The sequence below is a fragment of the Streptomyces sp. NPDC006798 genome, assembly GCF_040635975.1.
Classification (GTDB): domain Bacteria; phylum Actinomycetota; class Actinomycetes; order Streptomycetales; family Streptomycetaceae; genus Streptomyces.
Genome location: NZ_JBEYIS010000017.1, coordinates 83,540 through 107,620, shown reverse-complemented (window position 1 = coordinate 107,620; position 24,081 = coordinate 83,540). Strand labels below are relative to the sequence as shown.

The 24,081-nt window shown below is 71.9% G+C and carries 19 protein-coding genes; 6 read left to right on the top strand and 13 right to left on the bottom strand.

Annotation, left to right across the window (positions count from 1 at the left end; all coding sequences use genetic code 11):
• Positions 1–387 precede the first annotated feature (387 nt).
• The 3 genes from ABZ714_RS14510 to ABZ714_RS14500 form a co-directional block, all read right to left on the bottom strand.
• Positions 388–1,302 carry an ADP-ribosylglycohydrolase family protein gene (locus ABZ714_RS14510; RefSeq protein ID WP_358825540.1) on the bottom strand — a complete coding sequence of 305 codons (915 nt, stop codon included), beginning with the start codon at positions 1,300–1,302 and terminating at the stop codon, positions 388–390.
• Between the two features lie 12 nt (positions 1,303–1,314).
• Complete coding sequence (locus ABZ714_RS14505; RefSeq protein ID WP_358825539.1) at positions 1,315–1,974, bottom strand: histidine phosphatase family protein; 660 nt, start codon at positions 1,972–1,974, stop codon at positions 1,315–1,317.
• 107 nt (positions 1,975–2,081) lie between these two features.
• On the bottom strand, positions 2,082–2,687 hold the full coding sequence (locus ABZ714_RS14500) for a YdbC family protein (protein WP_358825538.1): 606 nt from the start codon (positions 2,685–2,687) through the stop codon (positions 2,082–2,084).
• A 215-nt stretch (positions 2,688–2,902) separates the two neighbouring features.
• On the opposite strand from ABZ714_RS14500, the gene ABZ714_RS14495 reads away from it, so the two are divergent.
• Positions 2,903–3,427 carry a TerD family protein gene (locus ABZ714_RS14495; RefSeq protein ID WP_358825537.1) on the top strand — a complete coding sequence of 175 codons (525 nt, stop codon included), beginning with the start codon at positions 2,903–2,905 and terminating at the stop codon, positions 3,425–3,427.
• A gap of 87 nt (positions 3,428–3,514) precedes the next feature.
• On the opposite strand, the gene ABZ714_RS14490 is transcribed toward ABZ714_RS14495, so the two are convergent.
• Together ABZ714_RS14490 and nrdR are read right to left on the bottom strand one after the other, a co-directional pair.
• Complete coding sequence (locus ABZ714_RS14490) at positions 3,515–6,403, bottom strand: vitamin B12-dependent ribonucleotide reductase (RefSeq protein WP_358825536.1); 2,889 nt, start codon at positions 6,401–6,403, stop codon at positions 3,515–3,517.
• Positions 6,404–6,572: 169 nt separating this feature from the next.
• Entirely contained in the window at positions 6,573–7,076 is a 504-nt protein-coding gene (nrdR, locus tag ABZ714_RS14485; RefSeq protein WP_358825535.1) for a transcriptional regulator NrdR, read from the bottom strand.
• Positions 7,077–7,942: 866 nt separating this feature from the next.
• Between nrdR and lexA the strand changes: the two genes are divergently transcribed.
• Complete coding sequence (gene lexA / locus ABZ714_RS14480; protein ID WP_358825534.1) at positions 7,943–8,731, top strand: transcriptional repressor LexA; 789 nt, start codon at positions 7,943–7,945, stop codon at positions 8,729–8,731.
• A gap of 133 nt (positions 8,732–8,864) precedes the next feature.
• On the opposite strand, the gene ABZ714_RS14475 is transcribed toward lexA, so the two are convergent.
• Entirely contained in the window at positions 8,865–10,835 is a 1,971-nt protein-coding gene (locus ABZ714_RS14475) for an ATP-dependent DNA helicase (protein WP_358825533.1), read from the bottom strand.
• 435 nt (positions 10,836–11,270) lie between these two features.
• Here ABZ714_RS14475 and ABZ714_RS14470 point away from each other — a divergent pair, with 435 nt between their 5' ends.
• Together ABZ714_RS14470 and ABZ714_RS14465 are read left to right on the top strand one after the other, a co-directional pair.
• Positions 11,271–12,437, top strand: coding sequence for a hypothetical protein (locus ABZ714_RS14470; protein WP_358825532.1), 1,167 nt, complete (start codon positions 11,271–11,273; stop codon positions 12,435–12,437).
• Positions 12,438–12,620: 183 nt separating this feature from the next.
• Positions 12,621–13,919: a hypothetical protein gene (locus ABZ714_RS14465; protein ID WP_358825531.1), complete on the top strand. Its 1,299-nt coding sequence runs from the start codon at positions 12,621–12,623 to the stop codon at positions 13,917–13,919.
• Positions 13,920–14,025: 106 nt separating this feature from the next.
• Here ABZ714_RS14465 and hflX read toward each other — a convergent pair whose 3' ends face one another.
• From hflX to miaA, 6 genes are all read right to left on the bottom strand, one after another.
• On the bottom strand, positions 14,026–15,516 hold the full coding sequence (hflX, locus tag ABZ714_RS14460) for a GTPase HflX (RefSeq protein WP_358825530.1): 1,491 nt from the start codon (positions 15,514–15,516) through the stop codon (positions 14,026–14,028).
• Between the two features lie 222 nt (positions 15,517–15,738).
• On the bottom strand, positions 15,739–17,292 hold the full coding sequence (locus ABZ714_RS14455) for a M1 family metallopeptidase (RefSeq protein WP_358825529.1): 1,554 nt from the start codon (positions 17,290–17,292) through the stop codon (positions 15,739–15,741).
• Between the two features lie 64 nt (positions 17,293–17,356).
• The gene (locus ABZ714_RS14450; RefSeq protein ID WP_358825528.1) at positions 17,357–19,510 is read right to left on the bottom strand and encodes an HD domain-containing protein; all 2,154 of its coding nucleotides are present in this window, start codon (positions 19,508–19,510) and stop codon (positions 17,357–17,359) included.
• Between the two features lie 151 nt (positions 19,511–19,661).
• Positions 19,662–20,615 carry a diaminopimelate epimerase gene (dapF, locus tag ABZ714_RS14445; RefSeq protein WP_358825527.1) on the bottom strand — a complete coding sequence of 318 codons (954 nt, stop codon included), beginning with the start codon at positions 20,613–20,615 and terminating at the stop codon, positions 19,662–19,664.
• 229 nt (positions 20,616–20,844) lie between these two features.
• Positions 20,845–21,285, bottom strand: coding sequence for a hypothetical protein (locus ABZ714_RS14440; protein ID WP_358825560.1), 441 nt, complete (start codon positions 21,283–21,285; stop codon positions 20,845–20,847).
• Positions 21,286–21,390: 105 nt separating this feature from the next.
• Positions 21,391–22,329: a tRNA (adenosine(37)-N6)-dimethylallyltransferase MiaA gene (gene miaA, locus ABZ714_RS14435; RefSeq protein WP_358825526.1), complete on the bottom strand. Its 939-nt coding sequence runs from the start codon at positions 22,327–22,329 to the stop codon at positions 21,391–21,393.
• 177 nt (positions 22,330–22,506) lie between these two features.
• Here miaA and ABZ714_RS14430 point away from each other — a divergent pair, with 177 nt between their 5' ends.
• On the top strand, positions 22,507–22,791 hold the full coding sequence (locus tag ABZ714_RS14430) for a hypothetical protein (RefSeq protein WP_358825525.1): 285 nt from the start codon (positions 22,507–22,509) through the stop codon (positions 22,789–22,791).
• A 91-nt stretch (positions 22,792–22,882) separates the two neighbouring features.
• Positions 22,883–23,143 (top strand): antitoxin, encoded by a 261-nt coding sequence (locus tag ABZ714_RS14425; RefSeq protein ID WP_358825524.1) that lies wholly within the window; start codon positions 22,883–22,885, stop codon positions 23,141–23,143.
• A 167-nt stretch (positions 23,144–23,310) separates the two neighbouring features.
• On the opposite strand, the gene ABZ714_RS14420 is transcribed toward ABZ714_RS14425, so the two are convergent.
• Positions 23,311–24,018 (bottom strand): class III extradiol dioxygenase subunit B-like domain-containing protein, encoded by a 708-nt coding sequence (locus ABZ714_RS14420; protein WP_358825523.1) that lies wholly within the window; start codon positions 24,016–24,018, stop codon positions 23,311–23,313.
• Between the last annotated feature and the right edge of the window lie 63 nt (positions 24,019–24,081).

The window sequence follows — 24,081 nt, the reverse complement described above, 5'->3', positions numbered from 1 at the left end:
TCTGTTCCACCGGCCCCCGGGGCCCGGCCCGGAGGTGGTGGGCGGCAGGTTCCACCGGGCCCCCGGCCGACCGGACCCACTGGATCCGGCGGTATCTCATTCGCTTCCGTACAGCCCCGCGCGCCAGCTCGGCGACCCGCGGCTCGTCCCGTACGGCATCGCCGCCACGCATCGGCCCGGACGCGCCGGGCCGGGCCGTCCGGCCTCCGGAACACCTTCCGGGAGCCGCACGGCCGATGCGACGGCCTGGTCCGCGATCACCGCGTGACCGTTTTCGACGGTGGCGCCGTCACAGATGCGAACGGTCGCCGGGGCCACCCCGGCAGGCGGACGGAACCCGCGACTTCCGGTCAGGACCCGGCTGCGTCTCCCGGGTGGCGATTCCGCTCAGCCCGCAGACCTGTCCGTCGGCACCCAGGACGGCAGCGGCTCCGTGCGCTCCAGCCACTCGCCGGGCGGCCGTCCGGCGGCACCGGCGGCGACCACCCCTCCGACGATCGCGCAGGTCGTGTCCACGTCCCCGCCCACCTGGGCGGTGGTCCAGAACGCCTCCTCGTAGTCGCCCAGCGACCGGGCCGCCGACCAGAGCGCGAACGGCACGGTGTCGTGCGCGCTGGTCCGCCGCCCCCGGCCCAGGACCGCGGCGACGGTCGCCGCGTCCCCGTAGTCGAGCATGTCGCGGGCCCGGCGGAGCCCCTGGGCGACGGCGCTGCGCGGTACCAGGGCGATGACCCCGTCCAGCAGATCCCCCGGCTCGGGGGTACCGGCCGGGTCGGCGACGAGCGCCGCCGCAGCCGCCACGGCCATCGCCCCGACGACGGCCTCACGGTGCTGATGGGTGGTGTAGGAGGAGATCTCGGCCTGGTGGGTGGCCTGCTCGGGGTCGTCCGCGTACCACGCCCCCAGCGGCGCGACCCGCATCGCGGATCCATTGCCCCACGAACCCTGGCCGTTGAAAAGACCTGCGGCGAGTTCTCGCCAGTCGCCGCCCTCGCGGACCAGCCGGAGCATACGGTTGACGGCGGGGCCGTAGCCGCGGTCGAAGTCATGGCGTTCGGCGAAGGAGCGGGCCAGCGCGTCCTGGTCCACCCGGGCGTGCCGGGCCAGGACGGCCACCACCGAGCAGGCCATCTCGGTGTCGTCGGTCCACTGCCAGGAGCCCGGCGGCTGGGCGCGCCGCTTGAGCAGGGGGTGATGGGTCGGTACGAAGAACTGGGAGCCGAGGGCGTCTCCCACGGACAGTCCGCGCAGGCTGTCCAGGGCGCGTTCGAGGCGCCGGTCGCGATCGGAGTCAGCGGTCATCTTCCCGCCACTCTAACCGGTGACGCCGTACGGCTCGGGGGTACGCCACCGTGCGAAGGGCCGGTCGAGGGTGTAGCGCCCGTTCGGGCCGAGCTGGAGTATCCGGGTCTCGCCGTTGCCCGGATTGGAGAGCGACTCGAATTCCGCGACGCTCCAGTGGAACCAGCGCATGCAGAACAGGCGCATCGTCAGCCCGTGCGTCACCAGCAGGACGTTCGGCGGATGGTCCGGCGCCTCGAAGCTGCGGTGCAGACTCTCCAGGAAAGCGCCCACCCGGTCGTAGACATCCGCGCCGGACTCGCCCTGGGCGAAGCGGTAGAAGAAGTGGCCGTAGGCGTCGCGGTACGCCTTCTGGAGGCGTACGTCGTCCCGGTCCTGCCAGTTGCCCCAGTCCTGTTCCCGCAGCCGGGGCTCCTCGCGTACCCGGACCCCGGCCGGGTCGAGGCCGAAGGCCCGGAAGGTCTCATGGGTGCGCCGGTAGGGCGAGACATAGACACTGATCCGTTCCGGGCCGAACAGCTCGCGCAGCCGGGCGCCGGTCGCCTCGGCCTGGGCACGGCCGGTGGCGGTCAGTCTCAGCGCGTGGTCGGGCTCGCGCTCGTACACGGTGTCGTCGACGTTTCCCTCCGATTCGCCGTGCCGGACGAGGACGATGCGTCGCGGTCGTACCATGCCACGACCCTAGATCGGACCCGGCCGGGCCGGGCGGCCGGGACGGACCATCCGGTGGACATGCCTCGGCGCAAGGCTCTGAGCTGCGATGTCGTCAAAGGCCGAGCTCAGACCGTCCAGGACGGTTCCAGCTCGACCACGTCGCCGCTGAGGGCCGCGACGTCCGCCTCCGTCTGCGCCCGCAGCAGCAGCCGCTCCACCCGTTCCCTGCGGTACTTCCCGTGCTCGGCCTCGGACTGCCACATCGACATCACCAGGAACTCGTTCCCGGGCGCTTCCCCGAAGAGGCCTCGCACCATGCCGGGCGATCCGGCCATCGCCGGATTCCAGACCTTCTCCTGCATCAGCGCGTAGTGCTCGACCCGCTCCTCCCGCACCTTGCAGTGGGCGACCCGAACGACGTCGACGTCCCCGAACCGCGGCTCGAAGCCCGTCTTCACATCGAATCGGTGGTCGAACAGCCTGACCTGGGGTTCCCGGTACGTACCTGTCTGACCGGCCGCCAGCCGGTCGTGGGAGCGGGCCATGAACGAGTCGTAGAAGGTCCGGCTCTCCCAGAACGCAAAGACATGGGCGACATGGGGCCGCCCCCTGCTCCAGCCCCCGCCCTGGCCCCGGAATCCCGGCTCGCCGAGCAGCCCCGCCCATTTCCGCTGCCCCCGTTCGAAGCCACGTCGGTCGACCACGGAGCAGCGAATCCACTTGACCAGCACCGCGCCATCGTACGGCCCGGGACGGGACGCGGGTCGCGGCTGTTCGGTTCTCCGGGATGGGGCGAACGGAGGGGCGAAGCGTGTACGGCCGCGGGAAGGCCCGGCATCGACCCGGGCCGCTGGCGTACACCTGCCATTTCCTCGCCCCGCACCCCCGTCAGCGGCTACGGTCAACGGAGGGAGAGTCACCGGCAGTTATGGGGAGAGGATTTGTGGTGAGCAGCCCGAACAAAGGCGTCCGCACGGTCGAGGTGGCCCTGCGCTGGGATCCGAGTCCGATCGGCGGGGCACCCCACGATCTCGACATCGTCGCGGCGACCTACCGCAAGGACGCGCCGCAGGGGGATCCGGCATATGTCGTGCATTTCGACAGCCGCTCGCCCGACGGCACCATCACTCTGACCCGGGACAGCCGCACCGGTCAGGGGTTCGGCTCCGACGAGGTGATGAAGCTGGAGCTGGAGCGGCTGGCGGCGGATTACGGGCGGGTCGTGGTGGGGGTGGTGATCCAGCAGCGGGACGGCCGGCTCGCCTTCGGCGATGTGGCGAACACCCGGGTGGAAGTGACCGAGGGGTATACCGAGCTGGCGGGCCATGACTTCTCGGCCGTCTCCGGCGCCACGGCGGCGGTGATAGCGGAATTCGTCCGCGCCGACACGGGCGCCTGGTCCTTCAGAGACGCTGTACGCGGTTTCGAGACCGACCCGGAGTCCTTTGTCTCGGTGATGGGCCGGGGCTGATCCACCGGGGCCGAGAAGGCCCGGCGGGGCGCTCCGGCGACGGCGGCGGGGCGCCGACCGGTCACCCGGTCGACGCCCCGCACACGGTCAGCTGCAGCCGCTGGTGGAGCCGCAGCCCTCGCAGATGTAGCAGGAACCGGCCCGCTGCATCTTGGTTCCGCAGGAGAAGCAGAGCGGGGCGTCGGCGCTGATGCCCAGCTGCATCTCGACCAGCTCGGCCGAGGTGTGCGCCTGCTGCGGGGCGGGGGCGGCCGCCTTCGGCGCCGGGACCGGCACGATGTCCTGTCGGCGCGGCGCGGACTGCGCCAGCCCCTCCACGTCGACCTCGTCGTCCTCGATGGACGGCTCGTAGGAGCCGGTCTCCAGGTGGCGCTGGCGCTCCTCGGCGGAGTGGATGCCGAGCGCCGAGCGGGTCTCGAAGGGCAGGAAGTCGAGCGCCAGGCGGCGGAAGATGTAGTCGACGATCGACTGCGCCATCCGCACATCCGGGTCGTCCGTCATACCGGCCGGCTCGAATCGCATATTGGTGAACTTGGAGACATAGGTCTCCAGCGGCACCCCGTACTGCAGACCGACGGAGACGGCGATGGAGAAGGCGTCCATCATGCCCGCGAGGGTGGAGCCCTGCTTGGACATCTTCAGGAACACCTCGCCCAGACCGTCGTCCGGGTAGGAGTTGGCGGTCATATAGCCTTCGGCGCCGCCGACCGTGAAGGAGGTGGTGATCCCCGGGCGGCCCTTGGGCAGCCGCTTGCGGACCGGGCGGTACTCGACGACCTTCTCGACCGCGGCCCGGATGGTCTCCTCGGTCTTCTCGGTGATCTCCGCCTTCTCCTTCTCCTTGGTCTTGGCGGAGAGGGGCTGGCCGACCTTGCAGTTGTCGCGGTAGATCGCGAGCGCCTTGACGCCCATCTTCCACGCCTCGAAGTAGATCTCCTCGACCTCCTCGACGGTCGCCGACTCCGGCATGTTGACCGTCTTGGAGAGCGCGCCGGAGATCCAGGGCTGGATCGCGGCCATCATCCGGACATGACCCATGGCGGAAATCGACCGCTCACCCATGGCGCAGTCGAAGACCTCGTAGTGCTCGGTCTTCAGGCCGGGTGCGTCGACCACATTGCCGTGGTCGGCGATGTGGGCCACGATCGCCTCGATCTGCTCGGCCTGGTAGCCGAGTCGGCGCAGCGCCTGCGGCACGGTGCCGTTGACGATCTGCATCGAGCCGCCGCCGACGAGCTTCTTGAACTTGACCAGGGCGAGGTCCGGCTCCAGGCCGGTGGTGTCGCAGGACATCGCCAGACCGATGGTGCCGGTCGGGGCGATCACCGACGCCTGGGCGTTGCGGAAGCCGTTCTTCTCGCCGAGCCGGATCACGTCCTGCCAGGCTTCGGTCGCGGCGGCCCAGATCGGGGCGTCCAGGTCGTCCATCCGCTTGGCCGAGGTGTTGGCGTCGGCGTGCTGCCGCATGACGCGGTTGTGCGGCTGGGCGTTCCGGGCGTAGCCGTCGTACGGGCCGACGACGGCGGCCAGCTCGGCGGAGCGGCGGTACGACGTACCCGTCATCAACGAGGTGATGGCACCGGCCAGGGCCCGGCCGCCGTCGCTGTCGTAGGCGTGGCCGGTCGCCATGAGCAGGGCGCCCAGGTTGGCGTAGCCGATGCCCAGCTGGCGGAAGGCGCGGGTGTTCTCGCCGATCTTCTGGGTCGGGAAGTCGGCGAAGCAGATGGAGATGTCCATCGCCGTGATGACCAGCTCGACGACCTTGGCGAAGCGCTCGACGTCGAAGGACTGGTGGCCCTCGCCGTCGTCCTTGAGGAACTTCATCAGGTTCAGCGACGCGAGGTTGCAGGACGTGTTGTCCAGGTGCATGTACTCGCTGCACGGGTTCGAGCCGTTGATCCGGCCGGACTCGGGGCAGGTGTGCCAGTGGTTGATGGTGTCGTCGTACTGGATGCCGGGGTCGGCACAGGCCCAGGCCGCCTCGGCCATCTTGCGGAAGAGGGACTTGGCGTCGACCTCCTCGATGACCTCGCCGGTCATCCGGGCCCGCAGTCCGAAGGAGCCGCCCGACTCCACGGCCTTCATGAACTCGTCGTTCACCCGGACCGAGTTATTGGCGTTCTGGTACTGGACGGACGTGATGTCGTCCCCGCCCAGGTCCATGTCGAAGCCCGCGTCCCGCAGGGCGCGGATCTTCTCCTCTTCCTTGACCTTGGTCTCGATGAAGCCCTCGATATCGGGGTGATCGACATCGAGGATGACCATCTTGGCCGCCCGGCGGGTGGCCCCGCCGGACTTGATGGTCCCGGCGGAGGCGTCAGCTCCGCGCATAAAGGAGACCGGGCCGGAGGCGTTGCCGCCGGAGGAGAGCAGTTCCTTGGAGGAACGGATCCGGGAGAGGTTCAGACCGGCGCCCGACCCCCCCTTGAAGATCATTCCCTCTTCCTTGTACCAGTCGAGGATCGACTCCATGGAGTCGTCGACGGAGAGGATGAAGCAGGCGGAGACCTGCTGCGGCTGAGGGGTACCGACGTTGAACCACACCGGCGAGTTGAAGCTGAAGATCTGGTGCAGCAGGGCATACGCCAGCTCGTGCTCGAAGATCTCGGCGTCGGCGGGCGAGGCAAAGTACTTGTAGTCCTCACCGGCCTTCCGGTAGGTCTTCACGATCCGGTCGATCAGCTGCTTGAGGCCGGTCTCGCGCTGGGGCGTGCCGACGGCGCCGCGGAAGTACTTGCTGGTGACGATGTTGACCGCGTTCACCGACCAGAAGTCGGGGAACTCGACGCCGCGCTGCTCGAAGTTGATCGAGCCGTCGCGCCAGTTCGTCATGACGACGTCACGGCGCTCCCAGACCACCTCGTCGTACGGATGCACGCCGGGGGTGGTGTGGACGCGCTCGATCCGCAGGCCCTTGGCGACCTTGGCCCCCTTGGCTCGGGACCCTCGTGCCGGACCGCTCGTCGTCTCTGTCATGCCGCCTCCCATTTACGGGCAAAAACGCCCTGAAGTGCCCAGATCTTCCCGTGGCACTGTCTGTCTGTGATGCCGCGGGCGCTTCAAACGCCCATGGCTGATGTCATCGCCGCCCACGACTCGCCGGGACTCCGGCGGGCCGGGCCCGGACCGCGGTTCACGCGGTCGATCAGTCGGCGGCCCCGGCGGGCACGGGCACCTCTGCGGTGCCGTCTCCCGCGGTGGGTGGCCGCTGCACCCGCAGCTCCGCGATCGCGGCCTCGAAGTCCTCGAGCGAGTCGAACGCCCGGTAGACGGATGCGAACCGCAGGTACGCGACGAGGTCGAGTTCCTGCAGGGGGCCGAGTATGGCCAGACCCACGTCGTGGGTGGTCAGCTCGGCACTGCCGGTGGCGCGCACCGCCTCCTCGACCCGCTGGCCGAGCTGCGCGAGGGCGTCCTCGGTGACAGGTCGCCCCTGGCACGCCTTGCGCACTCCGGAAATGACCTTGGTACGGCTGAAGGGCTCGGTCACTCCACTGCGCTTGATCACCATGAGTGACGCGGTCTCCACCGTCGTGAAGCGACGGGAGCAGTCGGGGCACTGCCGACGGCGTCGGATCGACGTCCCGTCATCGGTGGTCCGACTGTCGACGACCCGGCTGTCGGGGTGCCTGCAGAAGGGGCAGTGCATGGTTCCCAACCCTCCCTCACGGCACGACTGAACAGCCCCGGCACACCTGCCGAAGCCCTTCGGAGCAAGCCCAAGCATAGGCGATGGTCCCGGCCTTGAAGCACCGGGGACCACAACTTGTGGGCCGTGCCCCCAATCCAACCACTACATCTGGGGTTTGCTCGTTGATTTCCCCAAGCGCGTGTCGCCCGGACCGCGAGGTGTCGCGGACGGCGTACGGCCGGTGACTCCATGGCATCGGGATACGCCGCGACGGCGCCGCCCGCCATCGAATCGCCGGGCGGGGCCGGGGTGGCGGAGGCTCGCCGGGCGGGCCGGACACGGCATCGCGGAGCCCGGCACGCCTTCCGCGCGCGCGGACCCGGAGTGACGACGGGGATCCGGTGACGAGCCTACGGGACGCGCGCGGCGTCGCCGAATTCCGGGGCGCGGGATGCGAGACTGGAGCTGATGGCACCCGGGCCCGGCGGGTCCGGCGGCTCCAGAAGATTCAGCCGCGGTACGGCTCCGCTTCCGCCGGCGAACCGGATCGGCCCGGCCCTCCGGGGCGGAAACCCGCGATTACCCCTGGCCGGGCCGGAATCCGGACGGGAATCGCGGACGGGAATGTCCGCCGAAGGCGGCGGGAAGGTCCGGAAGGCCCTCGATACCCGTCGGCGAGCGGGGCGAAAAGGGCTCCTCGAATAGGGATACCGGTACCGCCGCCCGGGATCCGGACCACGCCCTATCGAGACCCTCGACTCCTACACCCAAACGCATGTCCACGTAAGTCAATCAGCGTTTTTTCACTCGAACGTGTGTTTGGCGCAACCTTTCGAAACCTACTACCGTTGTTCAGCCAGGGAGACCATTCGAGAGGGGCCGACGTGACCACCACCGCAGACAGTGCCATCATCACCGCCCATGACCGGCCCCAGGGCCGATTCGAACCGGTGCACGCCGTGAAGGAAACGGGCCCGGAGGGCGCCGAGCCCGCCCGGCCCACTCGCGCGTTGCCCGGCCGACCTCCAGGTATCAGGGCGGACAGCAGCGGACTCACCGACCGGCAGCGGCGTGTCATCGAGGTCATCCGCGACTCCGTGCAGCGCCGGGGCTACCCGCCGTCGATGCGCGAGATCGGCCAGGCGGTCGGCCTGTCCAGCACCTCCTCCGTCGCCCATCAGCTGATGGCCCTGGAGCGTAAGGGCTTCCTCCGCCGCGATCCGCACCGTCCCCGGGCGTACGAGGTCCGCGGCTCCGACCAGCCCAGCGCGCAGCCCGCCGACACCACGGGCAAGCCCGCCGCGTCCTACGTCCCGCTGGTGGGCCGGATCGCCGCCGGTGGCCCCATCCTGGCCGAGGAGTCCGTCGAGGACGTCTTCCCGCTCCCCCGGCAGCTCGTCGGCGACGGTGAGCTGTTCGTACTGAAGGTCGTCGGCGACTCCATGATCGAGGCCGCGATCTGTGACGGCGACTGGGTGACCGTTCGCCGTCAGCCGGTCGCGGAGAACGGTGACATCGTGGCCGCGATGCTGGACGGCGAGGCCACGGTCAAGCGGTTCAAGCGGGAGAACGGCCATGTCTGGCTTCTCCCCCACAATGCCGCCTACCAGCCGATCCCGGGTGACGAGGCCACCATCCTCGGCAAGGTCGTCGCCGTACTGCGGCGGGTCTGAGACCCCGGCCGATCCAGACCGGCCCCGGGACCCACTGCGCCGGTCCCGGGGCCCTGTGGCTCCTCCTTCTTCCCTGCCGCCCCACCGGGCCGCCGTTCGGCGGCCCGGTGGGGCGGGCGCAAGAACCGCCTCCCTAGGCTCCGTCGGCCTTCGCGGTGGCGTCGATCGCGGACAGGGACCGCCGGACCTGGTTACGGTCGGTGGTGTACCAGAAGTCCGGCAGGGACGCCTTGAGGAAGCTGCCGTACCGCGCGGTGGCCAGCCGGGGGTCGAGCACCGCGACCACACCCCGATCCCCCGTCGCCCGTACCAGCCGTCCCGCTCCCTGGGCCATCAGCAGCGCCGCGTGGGTGGCCGCGACGGCCATGAAGCCGTTTCCGCCATCCTCCTCGACGGCCTTCTGCCGGGCGCTCATCAGCGGATCGTCGGGCCGGGGGAACGGAATCCGGTCCATGATCACCAGCTGGCAGCTCGGTCCCGGCACATCCACGCCCTGCCAGAGGGAGAGCGTGCCGAAGAGGCAGGTCCCGGGGTCCGCCGCGAAGTTCTTGATCAGCTCGCCGAGGGTCTCCTCGCCCTGGAGCAGAATCGGATGGTCGAGCCGCCCCCTCAGTTCCTCGGCCGCCGCCTGCGCGGCCCGCATGGAGGAGAACAGCCCCAGGGTCCGGCCGCCCGCCGCCTCGACCAGCTCGGCCAGTTCGTCCATCATGTCGCCGCGCGAGCCTTCCCGGCCCGGGGTCGCCAGATGGCGGGCGACGTACAGGATTCCCTGCTTGGGGTAGTCGAACGGCGAGCCGACGTCGAGCCCCTTCCACCGAGGCGCGTCGTCCCCCTCCGTACCCTCCGGCGGCAGGCCCAGGGACGCGCCGACCCCGTTGAAATCGCCCCCCAGCTTGAGGGTCGCGGAGGTCAGAACCACCGAGCGGTCGGTGAAGAGCTTCTCGCGCAGCAGACCGGAGACCTTCATCGGCGCGACACGCAAAGACGCGCCGAAGCGGTCGTGCCGCTCGTACCAGACGACGTCGTACTCGGAGCCCTGGGTGATCCGCTCGGCGACGCCGTGCACACTCTCGACGGAGGCGAGGGCCTGCTTCCGTACGGCGTCCTCGTCCTGGACGGACTTGTCACGGGTGGCGCCCAGCGCCGAGATCACCGTACGGGCCGCGTCGCGCAGGGACAGCAGCGCGTACCCCAGATCCTCGGGGATCTCCTCCAGCCGTCCGGGCAGGGCCACCTCCATGACCCGTTCGAAGGTCTCGGCGGCGGTCTGCAGGGCGTCGGCCGCCTTCTCGTTCACCAGCTTGGCCGCCCGGCGCACGGCCCGGTTGACCTGCCCGGGGGTCAGCTCGCCGGTGGCGGCGCCGGTCACCCGGGAGACCAGCTCATGGGCCTCGTCGATGATCAGCACCTCGTGCGGCGGCAGGACCGGGGCGCCCTCGATGGCGTCGATGGCGAGCAGGGCGTGGTTGGTGACGACGATCTCGGAGAGCTTCGCCCGCTCCCGGGCCATCTCGGCGAAGCACTCGGCGCCGTACGCGCACTTGCTCGCGCCCAGGCACTCCCGGGACGACACGGACACCTGGCCCCAGGCCCGGTCCGAAACGCCGGGGGTCAGCGCGTCGCGGTCCCCGGTCTCGGTCTCGTCGGCCCAGTCCCGCAGCCGGATCAGGTCCTGGCCGAGCTTGCTGGTGGGCGCCGCGGCCTCGAAGGGGTCGAAGAGCCCCTCCTCGTCGTCCTGCGGGACGCCTTCGTGCAGCCGGTGGAGGCAGAGGTAGTTCGACCGGCCCTTGAGCATGGCGAACTCCGGGCGCCGGCGCAGCAGCGGATGGAGTGCGTCGACCGTACGCGGCAGGTCGCGCTCGACCAGCTGGCGCTGGAGGGCCAGGGTCGCGGTGGCGATGACGACCCGTTCCCCGTGGGCCAGCGACGGAACCAGATACCCGAGGGACTTCCCGGTGCCCGTCCCGGCCTGGACGAGGAGATGGGTGCCGGCCTCCACGGCTTCGGCGACGGCCTCGGCCATCTGCATCTGACCGGGGCGTTCCGTACCGCCGACGGCGGTCACGGCGGCATGGAGGAGTTCGGGGAGGGATGGCTTCGTCATAGGCCGCCCACCCTACGTGCCACCACTGACAGCGGGCCGGGATCCGGCCGGATCCACCCGCAGGGGTGGGCGGGCCGCCCACGGAGGCCGCCCCCCGGCCGCCGTAGGGGCGGTCCCGGTACGGGCGCCGCTGTGCCGTCGCCACTCTGTAACAGCTCCGTCGCACCTCGGGTACGGCTCCCCCACGGCACCCGGCGGAGCTGAACACTGGCCCCCGCGGCTCCGTGTCCCGTACATGCCGACGGCACGCCACCGGCCCGGCGCCGGAGGCCCCGCCACGGCCCCGGCGCCCCTGGTGGGCGGCGACCTTGTAAGGTTCGCGGCGGCTCCGTCGAGTCGCGGCGGCCGGCCGCCGCGGCTCCCGGGCCCGTCCGGGCCCGGGACGCGGATCGGCCCGGCAGCACCGAATTACCGATGTTCAGGGGGATATCAGACATGCGACGCATGCGCCCGACGCTGGCGGCGGCCTCGATAGCCGTCGCCCTCGCGCTCACGGCCACCGCCTGCGGCGGCGACGAGAAGACCGCAGCCGACGGTCCGAAGCTGCCCACGAGCCTGCCCACCGACGGCCTGATCCCGGACGATCTCAAGGACCGTCTCAAGGAGCACGGGATCGACCTGGACAAGTGGCGCGACGGCGAGTGGAAGAACTGGGACAGGGAGACCTGGCTCCGCGAGGCCCGCGACTACATCAACCCCATCATCGAGGGGCTGTGGAACCCGGACCGGATGCGGGACGCCGAGAAGCCCGAGCAGCCGACGGACAATGACATCTCGGGCGACCAGGGAGTCACCGATCCCACTCCGGCCCGGGTGTCGGCGCGGCCCGTCAGCCCCCCGTACCGGTCCAGCGCGCCCGAGGCGGGCAAGGTCTTCTTCGACGGGCCGAAGGGTTCCATGGTCTGCTCCGCGACCGTGGTGAAGGACCCGGCGAACCCGGGCAAGTCCAATCTGGTGTGGACCGCCGGGCACTGCGTCCACGCGGGCAGCAAGGGCGGCTGGTACCGCAACATCGCCTTCGTCCCCTCCTACAACGACGGCGCCAGGCCCTCCGGGGCGCTGGAGAGCACCCCCAAGGAGCAGGTCGCCCCGCACGGTGTGTGGTGGGCCGACTGGGCACAGACCTCCGACCAGTGGATCGCGCAGGGCGCCACGTCCGGCGGCCGGGGAGCGCCCTACGACTTCGCCGTCGTCCATGTCACCCCGGAGAAGGGCGGCACGGGCAAGTCTCTTGAGGAGACGGTCGGTTCGGCGCTGGAGGTCGACTTCGACGCCCCGGCCGCCGCGAAGATCGACCGGCTGCGGGCCACCGGCTACCCGGCGGGGCCGCCCTTCGACGGCCAGCGGATGTTCCAGTGCGCGGACCGGCCCGGCCGGCTCTCCGTCAAGGCCGACCAGCCGACGATGTACCGGATCGGCTGCACCATGACCGCCGGTTCGTCCGGCGGCGGCTGGATCGCCGAGGGCGCCGACGGCAAGCCCGCCCTGGTCTCCAATACGTCCATCGGACCGGTGTCGGCGGGCTGGCTGGCCGGTCCCCGGCTGGGCGCCGAGGCCAAGGGCGTCTACGAGGCCGTCAGCAAGAAGTTCGCCGGACGGTAGCGGCGCCGGGGCCGGCGATCGTACGGGTGATCACGCCATCCGCCCCCGCCCTCCGGATCCGGTCGGGTCCCGTGCCGCGCCGAGGCACGGGACCCTCCGTTCTCTCCCGTCCCTCTCTCCTCACTCCCCCGCCCCGCCGGGCCCGGGGACGCCCTTCCGCACGATCCAGGAGATCCGTTTCCCATGCGCCCGATACGCCCGCTGCTGACCGCCGTCGGTCTGGCCTCGGCACTGGTCCTGACCACGGCCTGCGGGCAGAGCGACGACCGCGCGTCCGACGAGCCCCGCGCGTCCGCCCCCGCCCCGGGACCCGGTGTCGGTGCGGGCGGTTCGTCCCCGTCGCCGTCCGCGTCGCCGTCGGCCACGAAGGCACCGAGTCCGGCGGCGGACGACGCCGACCGCCCCTCCGCCTCCTCCGGCGGCCCGGCCGCCGAGCGCCGGGGTTCCGGGCGCGGCACCGTGGACGAGAAGAAGTGGCGCGAAGGCGGCTGGCGGGACTGGGACCGGAAGAAGTGGCCGCGGGAGCCGGACGAGTTCGTCAATCCGGTGATCGAGGACCACTGGGTGCCCGACCGGATGGTCGACGCCGAGCCGCCGGACCGGACCGTCGATCCGGGCGGCGGCCCCGACACGGGTACCGGGACCGTCGAGGAGGACGGCTCGGACCCGGAGCCGTCGGCCGTCCGGGCCCGGGCGGAACGGACACCGTACCGGCAGTACGCGGCGACCTCGGGCAAGGTCTTCTTCGACGCCCCCGAGGGCACGATGGTCTGCTCGGGAACCGTGGTGAAGGACCCCGCGAACCCGGGCAGGTCCAATCTGGTGTGGACCGCCGGGCACTGTGTCCACGCGGGCGGCCGGGGCGGCTGGTACCGCAATATCGTCTTCGTCCCGGCCTACAACTCCCGGGCGCTCCCCGCGCGCGAGCTGACGTCCGCCGCTCCGGAAGACGTCGCGCCGTTCGGCTCGTACTGGGCGGACGGCGTGGCCACCTCCGACCGGTGGATCCGGACCGGCGACGCGTCGGACGGCACCGGCGCCTCCCATGACTACGCGGTCGTCCGGGTGAAGCCCGAGCCGGGGGCCGCCTCGCTGGAGGAGACCGTCGGCGGCGCCCTAGGCATCGACTTCGCGGCGCCCGCGCCGAACGAGGTGGCGTCCCTCGCCATCCGGGGTTATCCCGCGGCCCGCCCGTTCAACGGCGCGCTGATGCACTCCTGCACGGGCCGCCCCGGCCGGTTCGCCTTCGAGAGCGGTGAACCGGTGATGTGGCGGATGGGCTGCACCATGACCGGCGGCTCATCGGGCGGGGGCTGGTTCACCGACCGGGCCGGTACGCCCGTACTCGTCTCCAACACCTCCATCGGCCCGGCCGACCCGATCTGGCTGGCCGGACCCCGGCTGGGGAAGGACGCCGAGCGGATCCTCGCCTCCATGAGCACCCCGGCCATGAGCGTCCCGGCGACGCCCGCGGCGCCCTGAGCCGGGCCTGAAACGGGCCTGAGACGGCGAACGCGCCCGTTTCCCCGCCGCGCGAACGGCGGGGAAACGGGCGCGATGTTCTTTAGGCGGCCCCGGGGGCGAAAGGCTAGCTGCCGACCAGGGCGTACGGAGCGAGAGCCGAGGCCAGCTCCTCATGGACCCGGGCCTTGAGCAGCGTGCCTTCCGAGGTGTGCTCCTCGGAGAGGATCTCGCCGTCCACATGGACCCGGGAGACCAGGCCGCCCTCGGTGTACGGCACGAGCGCCTCGACCTCCACCTCCGGCCTGGGCAGTTCGAGGTCGATCAGACCGAGCAGCTCCTCGATGCCCTGGCCGCTGCGGGCCGATACGGCGATCGCCCGCCGCTCGATCCTCAGCAGCCGCTGGAGCACCAGCGGATCGGCCGCGTCCGCCTTGTTGATCACCACAATCTCGGGCACGTCGACCGCGCCCACCTCGCGGATCACCTCACGTACGGCGGCCAGCTGCTCCTCCGGCACCGGATGCGATCCGTCCACCACATGGAGGATCAGATCGGCGTCACCGACCTCCTCCATCGTGGAGCGGAACGCCTCCACCAGATGGTGCGGAAGATGGCGGACGAATCCGACCGTGTCGGCGAGGGTGTAGAGCCGCCCGCTCGGGGTCTCGGCCCGGCGGACCGTGGGGTCCAGGGTGGCGAACAGCGCGTTCTCCACCAGGACTCCGGCGCCCGTGAGCCGGTTGAGCAGGGACGACTTTCCGGCGTTGGTGTATCCGGCGATCGCCACCGACGGCACCTTGTGGCGTCGGCGCTCCTGCCGCTTGATCTCACGGCCGGTCTTCATGTCCGCGATCTCACGGCGCATCTTCGCCATCTTCTCGCGGATCCGGCGACGGTCCGTCTCGATCTTGGTCTCACCGGGGCCCCGGGTGGCCATACCGCCGCCCCCGCCGCCGCCCATCTGCCGGGAGAGCGACTGGCCCCAGCCACGCAGCCTCGGCAGCATGTACTGCATCTGGGCGAGCGCGACCTGCGCCTTGCCCTCCCGCGACTTGGCGTGCTGGGCGAAGATGTCGAGGATCAGGGCCGTACGGTCGACGACCTTGACCTTGACGACGTCTTCCAGGTGGATCAGCTGGCCGGGGCTCAGCTCACCGTCGCAGACCACCGTGTCCGCGCCGGAATCGAGGACGATGTCCCGCAGCTCCTGGGCCTTGCCCGAGCCGATGTAGGTGGCCGGGTCGGGCTTGTCCCGGCGCTGGATCACTCCGTCGAGCACCTGCGCGCCCGCCGTCTCGGCCAGCGCGGCCAGCTCCGCGAGGGAGTTCTCGGCGTCCCGCACGGTGCCCGAGGTCCAGACACCTACCAGCACGACTCGTTCGAGCCGCAGCTGGCGGTACTCGACCTCGGTGACGTCCTCGAGCTCGGTGGAGAGTCCCGCCACGCGCCGCAGCGCCGCACGCTCGGAGCGGTCGAACTGGTCGCCGTCCCGGTCTCCGTCGATCTCGTGGCTCCAGGCGACGTCCTCTTCCATCAGGGCATCGGCCCGAAGGCTCTCCGTGCGCGTCTGAGCGGAGCTCTGCTGGTCCTGGGAAGGGGATGAAGAGGAGGTCATTGGATCCTTACGTCGATGGGAGAGGAACTTGCGCTCTTCGTCGGAGCGGCCCGGTCGTCCCGGCCGGAGCCCGCCACGGCTCCTCCGGTACGGCCTTCGTCGATCACAACGCGTGACGCTCCCGGATGATTCCCCGGTCCGCCGGTCCGGATGCCTCTCCGGGCCGTCGGGACGGCGCGGCGTCGGCGACAGGTCGATGGTCGCATGCCGTGCTCGGGCCCGTCACCCCGGTTTCGCCGCGGTCCCGGGCCCGGCGGCGGGTGGCTGCGGGGCGGGCGAGGCGGTCTGCGGAGGCGTGCTCCGCCACTCCGGGTGCCCGGGCATGGGCGGGGTCCGCTCCTCGTACAGCCACGACCGGAAGAAGGCGTTCAGATCGCGTCCGGCGATCCGGGACGCCAGCCGGGCGAAGTCGGCGCTGCCCGCCGTGCCGTCCCGGAACTCGCGCACCCACGCCCGTTCCAGCCGCTCGAAGGCGTCCGTACCGATCGTCTGCCGCAGCGCGTAGAGGACCAGGGCGCCGCCGTCGTACACGACGGGCCGGAAGAGGCTGATCTTCCGGCCCGGGGTCGGGGGCCGGGGGGCCGCCGGAGGGCCGCCGTCCGCCCGCCACTGGTCGGAGCGGCGGTACGCCTCGCGCATCCGGTACTCCAGGGTGTAGCCGCCGCCCTCCTCGGCGTAGAGCGACTCGTACCAGGTGGCGTGGCCCTCGTTCAGCCACAGATCCGACCACTCGCGGGGAGTGACGCTGTCGCCGAACCACTGATGCGCCAGTTCGTGCACCATGATCGAGTCGACGTACCACTCGGGATAGGCCGGACCGAACAGGGCCCGCTCGAACAGCGAGAGGGTCTGCGTCTCCAGCTCGAAGCCGGTATTCGCGTCGGCGATCAGGACGCCGTACGTCTCGAAGGGGTACCGGCCGACTCGGCTCTCCAGCCACTCCATCTGGGCGGGTGTCTTCCGCAGCCAGGGCTCCAGCTCCTCTTGGTCCGCGGCGGGGACGACGTCGCGGATCGGCACCCCTCGGGGCCCTTCGCGGGTCGGGACGGCGGACCGTCCGATGGAGACCTGGGCCAGCTCGGTCGCCATGGGGTGGCGGGTGCGGTAGACCCAGGTGGTGGTGGTGCCGTTGTCGGTGCGCCGTTTGCGAACCCCGTTGGCGACCGCGGTCAGTTCGTCGGGGGCGGTGATCCGGAAGGTGAAGTACGCCTTGTCCGCGGGGTGGTCGTTGGAAGGGAAGACCCGGTGGCCCGCGTCGGCCTGGTTCGCCATGGCCAGTCCGTCGCCGGTACGGATCCATCCCCCGGCGTTGCGGGGGCCGCGCGGGTCGCTGGTGTGCCGGACGGTGATCCGCGCCAGGCTGCCCCGGTCGAGGGGCCGCTCGGGCTGGACGACCAGATCCTCCTCGACGGTGGCGAATCCGGCGGGCGAACCGTCGACCTCGACGGAGCCGACGGTCCCGTGGGTGAAGTCCAGGTTGAGACGCTCCAGCCGGTCGGTGAGCCGGACGTCGAGGACGGTGACGGCGTCCAGCGGCTCGGTGTTGGCGCCCCGGTAGGTCAGGCCGATGTCGTAGGCGATCACGTCGTAGCCGGGGTTGCCGAGCGTCGGGAAGAGGGGGTCGCCGATCCCCAGGGCGACCGGGGAGGGCGGTGGCAGTACGGCGGCGACCAGAGCGGCGCACGCGGCCCCGAGGACGGCGGCCCGCAGCGGTCTGCGGACGGGCCCGGGGACCCTGAAGCGCCGGGAGACGGGCCGGGCTGTGGTGGGCGGCATGTGCTACGGCTACCAGCGCGCCGCCGCGCGCGGGCGGCGGCGCGCGTCGGTTCCCCCGAACGGGTCAGGCGGTGGCCGCCGGATGCTGGGTGCGGCTGACGTCGTAGACCCCGGCGACCCCTCGCATCGCCCGCATCAGCGACGGCAGCCGGGCCGCGTCGGGCAGGCTCAGGGTGTACGTGTGCCGGACGCGCTGCTCGCTGGGGGGTTCCACGGTGGCGGAGACGATGGCCGCGCCCTCGGCGGCGATGGCCTCGGTCAGATCGGCCAGCAGCCGGGAGCGGCCGAAGGACTCGGCGACCAGGGTGACCCGGCAGTCCGTGGCCTCGCCCCAGCGGACCGGCACCGGCTGCCGGTCGAGGGACCGCATCCGCGAAACGGCGGGGCATTTTTCGCGGTGGACGGTGATCACGCCGCCGCGGACGGGGAAGCCCGTGACGGCGTCGGGCGGGACGGGCGTACAGCAGCCGGCCAGCCGTACGGTCATCGGCTCGGCGTCCGGGTCCGCCTCGGGGAGGTCGATCAGCGCGTTCGCGCCCTCCGGACGGTCCGGGGCCACGGGCAGCGGTCTGCGAGGGGCGGCGGCGGGCGGAGCGGCGTCTTCCGGATGACTGTCGAGCCAGGCGCCGATGGCGATCCGGGCGGCGGGTGTCCGGGCGTGGTCGAGCCAGTCGGGGGAGGGCCCGGAACCGGTCTCCCGGGACGCGCCCCTGGCCCCCTCGTCGGCGAGCAGCAGCTGTACGGTGTCGCCGTCCTTGAGGACGGTCCCCAGGGCGGCGAGGCGGCCGTTGACCCGGGTGCCGATACAGGAGTGGGCCCGCTGCCCGTACTGGGCGTAGGCGGCGTCCACACAGGTCGCTCCGGCGGGCAGACCGAGGGTGCCGCCGTCGGCGCGGAAGACCGCGATCTCCCGGTCCTGGGCGAGGTCGGCGCGCAAGGAGGTCCAGAAGGCGTCGGAGTCCGGGGTGGCCTCCTGCCAGGCGAGGAGGCGGGAGAGCCAGCCGGGGCGGGTGGGGTCGGCCCGCTCGCCGTCGGCGGTCTCGCCGGGGGCCGCCGGGTCGGGGTCCGCGGCACCGGTCTCGGCCGTGGCGTACGGATTGCCGAGGGCGATCACCCCGGCCTCGGCCACCCGGTGCATCTGGTGCGTACGGATGAGGACTTCGGCGACGGCGCCGTCCGGGCCCGCGACGGCGGTGTGCAGCGACTGGTAGAGGTTGAACTTGGGGGCGGCGATGAAGTCCTTGAACTCGGAGACCACCGGCGTGAAACAGGTGTGCAGTTCACCGAGGACGCCGTAGCAGTCGGCGTCCTCGCCGACCAGGACGAGCAGCCGGCCGAAGTCCGTGCCGCGCAGCTCGCCCCGTTTCCCGGCCACCCGGTGGACGGAGACGAAGTGGCGGGGCCGGATATGGACCTCGGCGGCGATACCGGAGTCCCGCAGTACGGTGCGGAAACGTTCGGCCACGGTGTCGAGTACGGCCCGGGCGGTGGAGTTCTCCGCGATCAGGGCTCTGGTCCGCTCGTACTCGGCGGGGTGGAGGATCGCGAAGACCAGGTCCTCCAGCTCCGTCTTGAGCGCCTGGACCCCGAGCCGTTCGGCGAGGGGGATCAGGACGTCCAGGGTGACCTTGGCGATCCTGACCTGCTTCTCGGGTCGCATCACCCCGAGAGTCCGCATGTTGTGCAGCCGGTCGGCGAGTTTGATGGACATCACCCGGACGTCGTCGCCGGTGGCGACGAGCATCTTCCGGAAGGTCTCGGGCTCGGCGGCGGCGCCGTAGTCGACCTTCTCCAGTTTGGTGACCCCGTCGACGAGATAGGCCACCTCGGCACCGAACTCCCGCTCGACCTGTTCGAGCGTCACATCGGTGTCCTCAACGGTGTCGTGGAGCAGAGACGCCGTCAGGGTCGTGGTCTCGGCGCCGAGTTCGGCCAGGATCAGGGTGACGGCCAGCGGATGGGTGATGTACGGCTCGCCGCTCTTGCGGAACTGTCCCCGGTGGGACGACTCGGCGAGGACGTACGCCCGGTGCAGCGGCGCGAGATCGGCGTCCGGGTGGTGGGCCCGGTGGACGTCCGCCACATGTCCGATGGCGTCGGGCAGCCGGTGCCGGGCGGCGGGCCCCAGCAGTGCCGCGCGGCCCAGCCGGCGGAGGTCGATCCGCGACCGGCCGCGTCGACGGCTGTGGGCACCAGGGTTGGCGGCCTCTGCACTCATGGGGCACCTCCGCGCGGATTCGATACGCAACGCCCGGCGGTTGGCGGAGCGTTCGTGCCCCCGGGGCCGGTGCTTGATGCTACCGAGCCCACCACGTGGAGCAGTCCGGCTCTCGCCGAGCGTGAACCGGATCACCCGTTCGAGCGAAGCTCTATGCGTCGGCGGTTTCGGAGCGTACGAAGAGGGCAGGCCGGATGTGACCCTCAGCGACGATCGTGGCGGGGCCCGTCATCTCGACCTCCCCGTCCGGCCGCTCCGTGATCACCAGCCGTCCGCCCGGCAGATCGACGGTGTACGTGGCGGGGACCCCGGTCAGCGCCGGGTCGGCGCCGTCCCGGCGGGCCGCCGCCACGGCGACGGCGCAGGCACCGGTACCGCAGGAGCGGGTCTCCCCGGAGCCCCGCTCGTGGACCCGCATGGCGACGTGGCGCTCCCCACGGTCGACGACGAACTCCACGTTCACCCCTTGCGGATAGACCTCGGCGGGGGCGTACTCCGGCGCGGTGCGCAGTTCGCCCGCCTGGTCGAGATCGGCCACGAAGGCGACGGCGTGCGGATTGCCCATATCGACCTGGCGGGCGGGCCAGCTCAGCTCGCCGACGGTGACGGTGACGTCCTGGCCGGGGAGTACCGCGCGCCCCATCCGGACGGTGATCTCCCCGCCGTCGGGGTCGCCCGCGGGGCCCTTGGCGATATGGACCTTCTTGACGCCGCCCCGGGTGGCCACGGCCAGCTCTCCGGCCCCGGCGCGGCCCGCGTACTGGAGGTAGCGGGCGAAGACGCGTACGCCGTTGCCGCACATCTCGGCGACCGAGCCGTCGGCGTTGCGGTAGTCCATGAACCACTCAGCCTCGTCCGCGAGGTGGCGCGCCTCGGGGTGGGCGGCGGAGCGGACCACGTGCAGCACGCCGTCGCCGCCGATCCCGGCCCGCCGGTCGCAGAGCCGGGCCACGGCCGCCGGGGAGAGGTCGAGGTCGTTCTCCGGGTCCGGGACGATGACGAAGTCGTTCTCCGTGCCGTGCCCCTTGAGGAAGGCGACCGGCCCGGCCGGAGGTGCGGTCTCGTACGGGGGGCGCGAAGGCTCTGCGGTGCTCACGCCGTCCATCGTACGAGGACGACCGGCACACGGGCCCCGGACGGGCCCGGAGGCCCCTGGTCCCGTGGCGGTACGGCCGCGGGCACGGGGCGGTGGGGCCCCGGGGCGGGGCTGTCATTGCCGTGCGGGATGTCTTCGGAGGACTCCGGCGATGCCAAGGGGCACCGCCGCGCCCGGGGCTGCGCCCGTATGCCCGGCGCACGCGCCGGAGGCCATGGCCGGGACGGCCGGGGACCGGCTAGCGCAGCCGGGCGACCCGCCAGACGGCCAGGGCGACAGCGACGGCGGCCACCCCGACATAGAGCGCGAGCACTCGCCAGTCCGGTCGCTCGCCCGAGCCCCGGGACGGCAGTCCGGGCCAGGTGTACCCCACCCGGCGGGCCGCCATCACACCCCATCCGGCGGCGCAGCAGCTGAGCAGCAGACCCAGCATGGCGACGACGGCGCCCGCCTCGCCGGTGCCGAAGGCGAGCGGGAAGGCGAACATCAGGGAGCCGACGGCGGCGAGGACGACGATGGGCGCGAGCTGCCAGATCCGCAGCTTGCGGGCGGGGCGCAGCTCGACCTCGACCTCGTCCGTGACGATCTCCTGGTCGTCCGGGCCGTCGGGGCTGAGCCCGGGCGCGCCGTCGACGACATCACGTGGCTGCTGCTCGGTGTCGTGAGGGCCGGCCTCCATCGCCACGCGCCCTCCCAACTCGGACTCCACGTCGATCGATGCTCGATGATGGCACGGCCTGAGGTGTCTGGATGACGGGCGTGGCGTCCCGATGCCATCACGTGATCAGGCTGTGACCGCTCGTTCGATCAACGCCAGCGCCTGCCGCGGAAGTTCCCCCCGGTCCGCCGCGGCCCCACTGAGCCAATGCACCCGGGGGTCCTTCCTGAACCAGGAATCCTGACGGCGCGCGAAGCGTTTGGTGGCGCGTACGGTCTCGTCGCGCGCCTCCTGCTCGGTGCACTCCCCGGCCAGGGCGGCGAGGATCTGCTGGTAGCCGAGGGCGCGGGAGGCGGTCAGTCCCTCCCGCAACCCCCGCCCCTCCAGTTCGCGTACCTCGTCGACGAATCCGGCCTCCCACATCACGTCGACCCGCCGGGCGATGCGCTCGTTCAGCTCCGGCCGGGCGACGTCGACCCCGATCTGCACGGTGTCGTAGACCGACTCGTGGCCGGGGAGATTGGCCGTGAAGGGCCGTCCCGTGATCTCGATCACTTCGAGGGCGCGGACGATCCGGCGGCCGTTGCCGGGGAGGATCGCCCGGGCCGCCTCGGGGTCGGCGGCGGCGAGCCTGGCGTGCAGTACGCCGGGGCCCGAGAGCTCCAGCTCGCCTTCCAGCCGGGCCCGGATCTCCGGGTCCGTACCGGGGAACTCCAGGGCGTCGACGGCGCCGCGTACATAGAGTCCGGAGCCGCCGACGAGGACGGGCGTACGGCCTTCGGCGAGCAGCCGGTCGATCTCGGCCCGGGCGCGCCGCTGGTACTCGGCGACGCTGGCGGCCTCGGTGACGTCCCAGATGTCGAGGAGCCGGTGGGGGACGCCGCCGCGTTCCTCGACCGTCAGCTTGGCGGTGCCGATGTCCATCCCCCGGTAGAGCTGCATGGAGTCGGCGTTGACGACCTCACCGCCCAGCTCGCGGGCGAGGAAGACACCCAGATCGGACTTTCCGGCCGCGGTGGGACCGACGACGGCGATGACCCGCGGCGCGGGGGCTGCACTACTCACCGTCCCAGTCTCCCAAACCCGCGGGAGGTGTCCCCGATCGGGCGAGGTGACGGGGCGGCGGGGACTTCGTTCCTGTTGCGGAGGCGCGGGCACCGGTTCGCGGCTCCGGGCCGGCGGTACGAGCCGGAGGCCCGGGGCCACGGGGCGCGGCGCGCAACGAGGACGTATGGAGGGCTCATGAGCGTGTGGTCATGGTTCGGACGGAAGAAGAAGGCGGCGGCCGGGACCGGGGAGCCCGCGGCGGCGGAACCGGAGACGGGGACGGAGGCGGCCGCCTCCGGTGACACGCCGGGCGGGGAGGCGATCCCGGCGGACACCGTCGGTGGCGAGAAGGGCGAGGAGACGGCAGGGTGCCCGGCCGCGGCCGCGGAGAGCGCCGTCGGGGCGGGGGTGGGGATCCCGCGTCAGCAGTCGGCGGGCGATGTCGAGGGCAGCGAGGCGGGCGAGAGCGCGCGCCAGTAGGGGTGCACACCGGACGGATCACCGCAAACGCGAAACCGCCGCCGGTTTGTCACACTGGATGTCACCAATCGCTCACGAGGGAAGGTGGCCCATGGGTCTCATGGACACGCTGAAGGCCAAGCTCGCCCCGGCCAAGGAGAAGGTCTCCGACCTCGCGCAGCAGCACGGGGACAAGATCGAGCACGGTCTGGACAAGGCCGCCAAGGCGGTCGACTCGCGGACCAAGGGCAAGTACAGCGGCAAGATCGAGACGGGGACCGGCAAGGCCAAGGAGGCCCTGGGCCGGATCGCCCACAAGGACGACGACGGCGGCACTCCCCCGCCGCCCGCGTCGCCCCCGCCGGCCGCCTGAGCGGCGGTCGAGCGCTTTCTCCCCACGGCCGAGGGCCGCGGAGCCGTCCGCTCCGCGGCCCTCGGTTCGGCGTGGGCCCGGTCGGATCGTTCCGGCCGGATCGGTATCAGGGGCGCGGGGCGTCTCCAGGCGGCCCGGCGCGGGCTGCCGGTACTCCGCGCGGTCCGTCAGGTCCAGGTGGCGACGAGATAGCCGACGCCGTACGGGGCCTCGTCGGCGAGCAGCGTCCCGGTCGGCACGGTGCCGTCCGCGGCCCCGGCCAGGACCTGCCAGGGCGCCCGGCCCGCGGCCTTCAGCTCTTCCGCCAGTACGGGATCGAGTGCGGCCAGCGCCCCGGTGTCGGCGGCGGCGAGCGCCCGGGCGACGCTCTCGTCGAAGGCGGTCGCCCGGTCGTCGAGATAGCCCGGCGCCTTCACCGTACGGCAGGCGCTGCCGTCCCCCATGACCAGCAGGGCCACCCGCCCGGCCCGTGCCGCCGTCTTCCGGCCCTCGGCGGCGCACGCCCCGGGCGCGAGCCGCTCGTCCACCGCGAGCCCCTCCACGGGTGCGGACGACCATCCCACGCGGGCGAGCAGCCAGGCGCCGACGGCGAGCGGATACGGCAACGGGCGTGCGCCCGGCTCTCCCGGGCCGAGCCGGACCTCGGTGTCGACGCCGAAGCCCCGGAAGTCCCCGGTGGCACCGGAGGGGTACGGTCCGGCCGCGTCGGGCTCCGCCGGGCCGACCACCACGAGCAGGTCGGGGCGGGCCGCCGCCAGGACCCCGACGGCGTCGAGGCAGGCGGCTCGTACGGAGTCGAGTTCGGGGGCGGCGCCGGTGGCCACCTCGGGGACGAGCAGCGGCGGACACGGGCACACGGCGGCGGCGACAAGCATGATCGGCAGCCTAGTGCGTACCGGAGCGCCCGGCCCCGGGCCCCTGTCGCGGGGCCCGGGCGG

Coding starts and splice junctions, on each gene's coding strand:
- ABZ714_RS14430 (WP_358825525.1), top strand. CDS start 22,507: ATGAGCGTGTGGTCATGGTTCGGACGGAAGAAGAAGGCGGCGGCCGGG.
- ABZ714_RS14420 (WP_358825523.1), bottom strand. CDS start 24,018: ATGCTTGTCGCCGCCGCCGTGTGCCCGTGTCCGCCGCTGCTCGTCCCC.
- ABZ714_RS14490 (WP_358825536.1), bottom strand. CDS start 6,403: ATGACAGAGACGACGAGCGGTCCGGCACGAGGGTCCCGAGCCAAGGGG.
- ABZ714_RS14470 (WP_358825532.1), top strand. CDS start 11,271: ATGCGACGCATGCGCCCGACGCTGGCGGCGGCCTCGATAGCCGTCGCC.
- ABZ714_RS14505 (WP_358825539.1), bottom strand. CDS start 1,974: ATGGTACGACCGCGACGCATCGTCCTCGTCCGGCACGGCGAATCGGAG.
- dapF (WP_358825527.1), bottom strand. CDS start 20,615: ATGGACGGCGTGAGCACCGCAGAGCCTTCGCGCCCCCCGTACGAGACC.
- nrdR (WP_358825535.1), bottom strand. CDS start 7,076: ATGCACTGCCCCTTCTGCAGGCACCCCGACAGCCGGGTCGTCGACAGT.
- ABZ714_RS14465 (WP_358825531.1), top strand. CDS start 12,621: ATGCGCCCGATACGCCCGCTGCTGACCGCCGTCGGTCTGGCCTCGGCA.
- hflX (WP_358825530.1), bottom strand. CDS start 15,516: ATGACCTCCTCTTCATCCCCTTCCCAGGACCAGCAGAGCTCCGCTCAG.
- ABZ714_RS14475 (WP_358825533.1), bottom strand. CDS start 10,835: ATGACGAAGCCATCCCTCCCCGAACTCCTCCATGCCGCCGTGACCGCC.
- ABZ714_RS14450 (WP_358825528.1), bottom strand. CDS start 19,510: ATGAGTGCAGAGGCCGCCAACCCTGGTGCCCACAGCCGTCGACGCGGC.
- ABZ714_RS14440 (WP_358825560.1), bottom strand. CDS start 21,285: ATGGAGGCCGGCCCTCACGACACCGAGCAGCAGCCACGTGATGTCGTC.
- ABZ714_RS14455 (WP_358825529.1), bottom strand. CDS start 17,292: ATGCCGCCCACCACAGCCCGGCCCGTCTCCCGGCGCTTCAGGGTCCCC.
- ABZ714_RS14510 (WP_358825540.1), bottom strand. CDS start 1,302: ATGACCGCTGACTCCGATCGCGACCGGCGCCTCGAACGCGCCCTGGAC.
- ABZ714_RS14425 (WP_358825524.1), top strand. CDS start 22,883: ATGGGTCTCATGGACACGCTGAAGGCCAAGCTCGCCCCGGCCAAGGAG.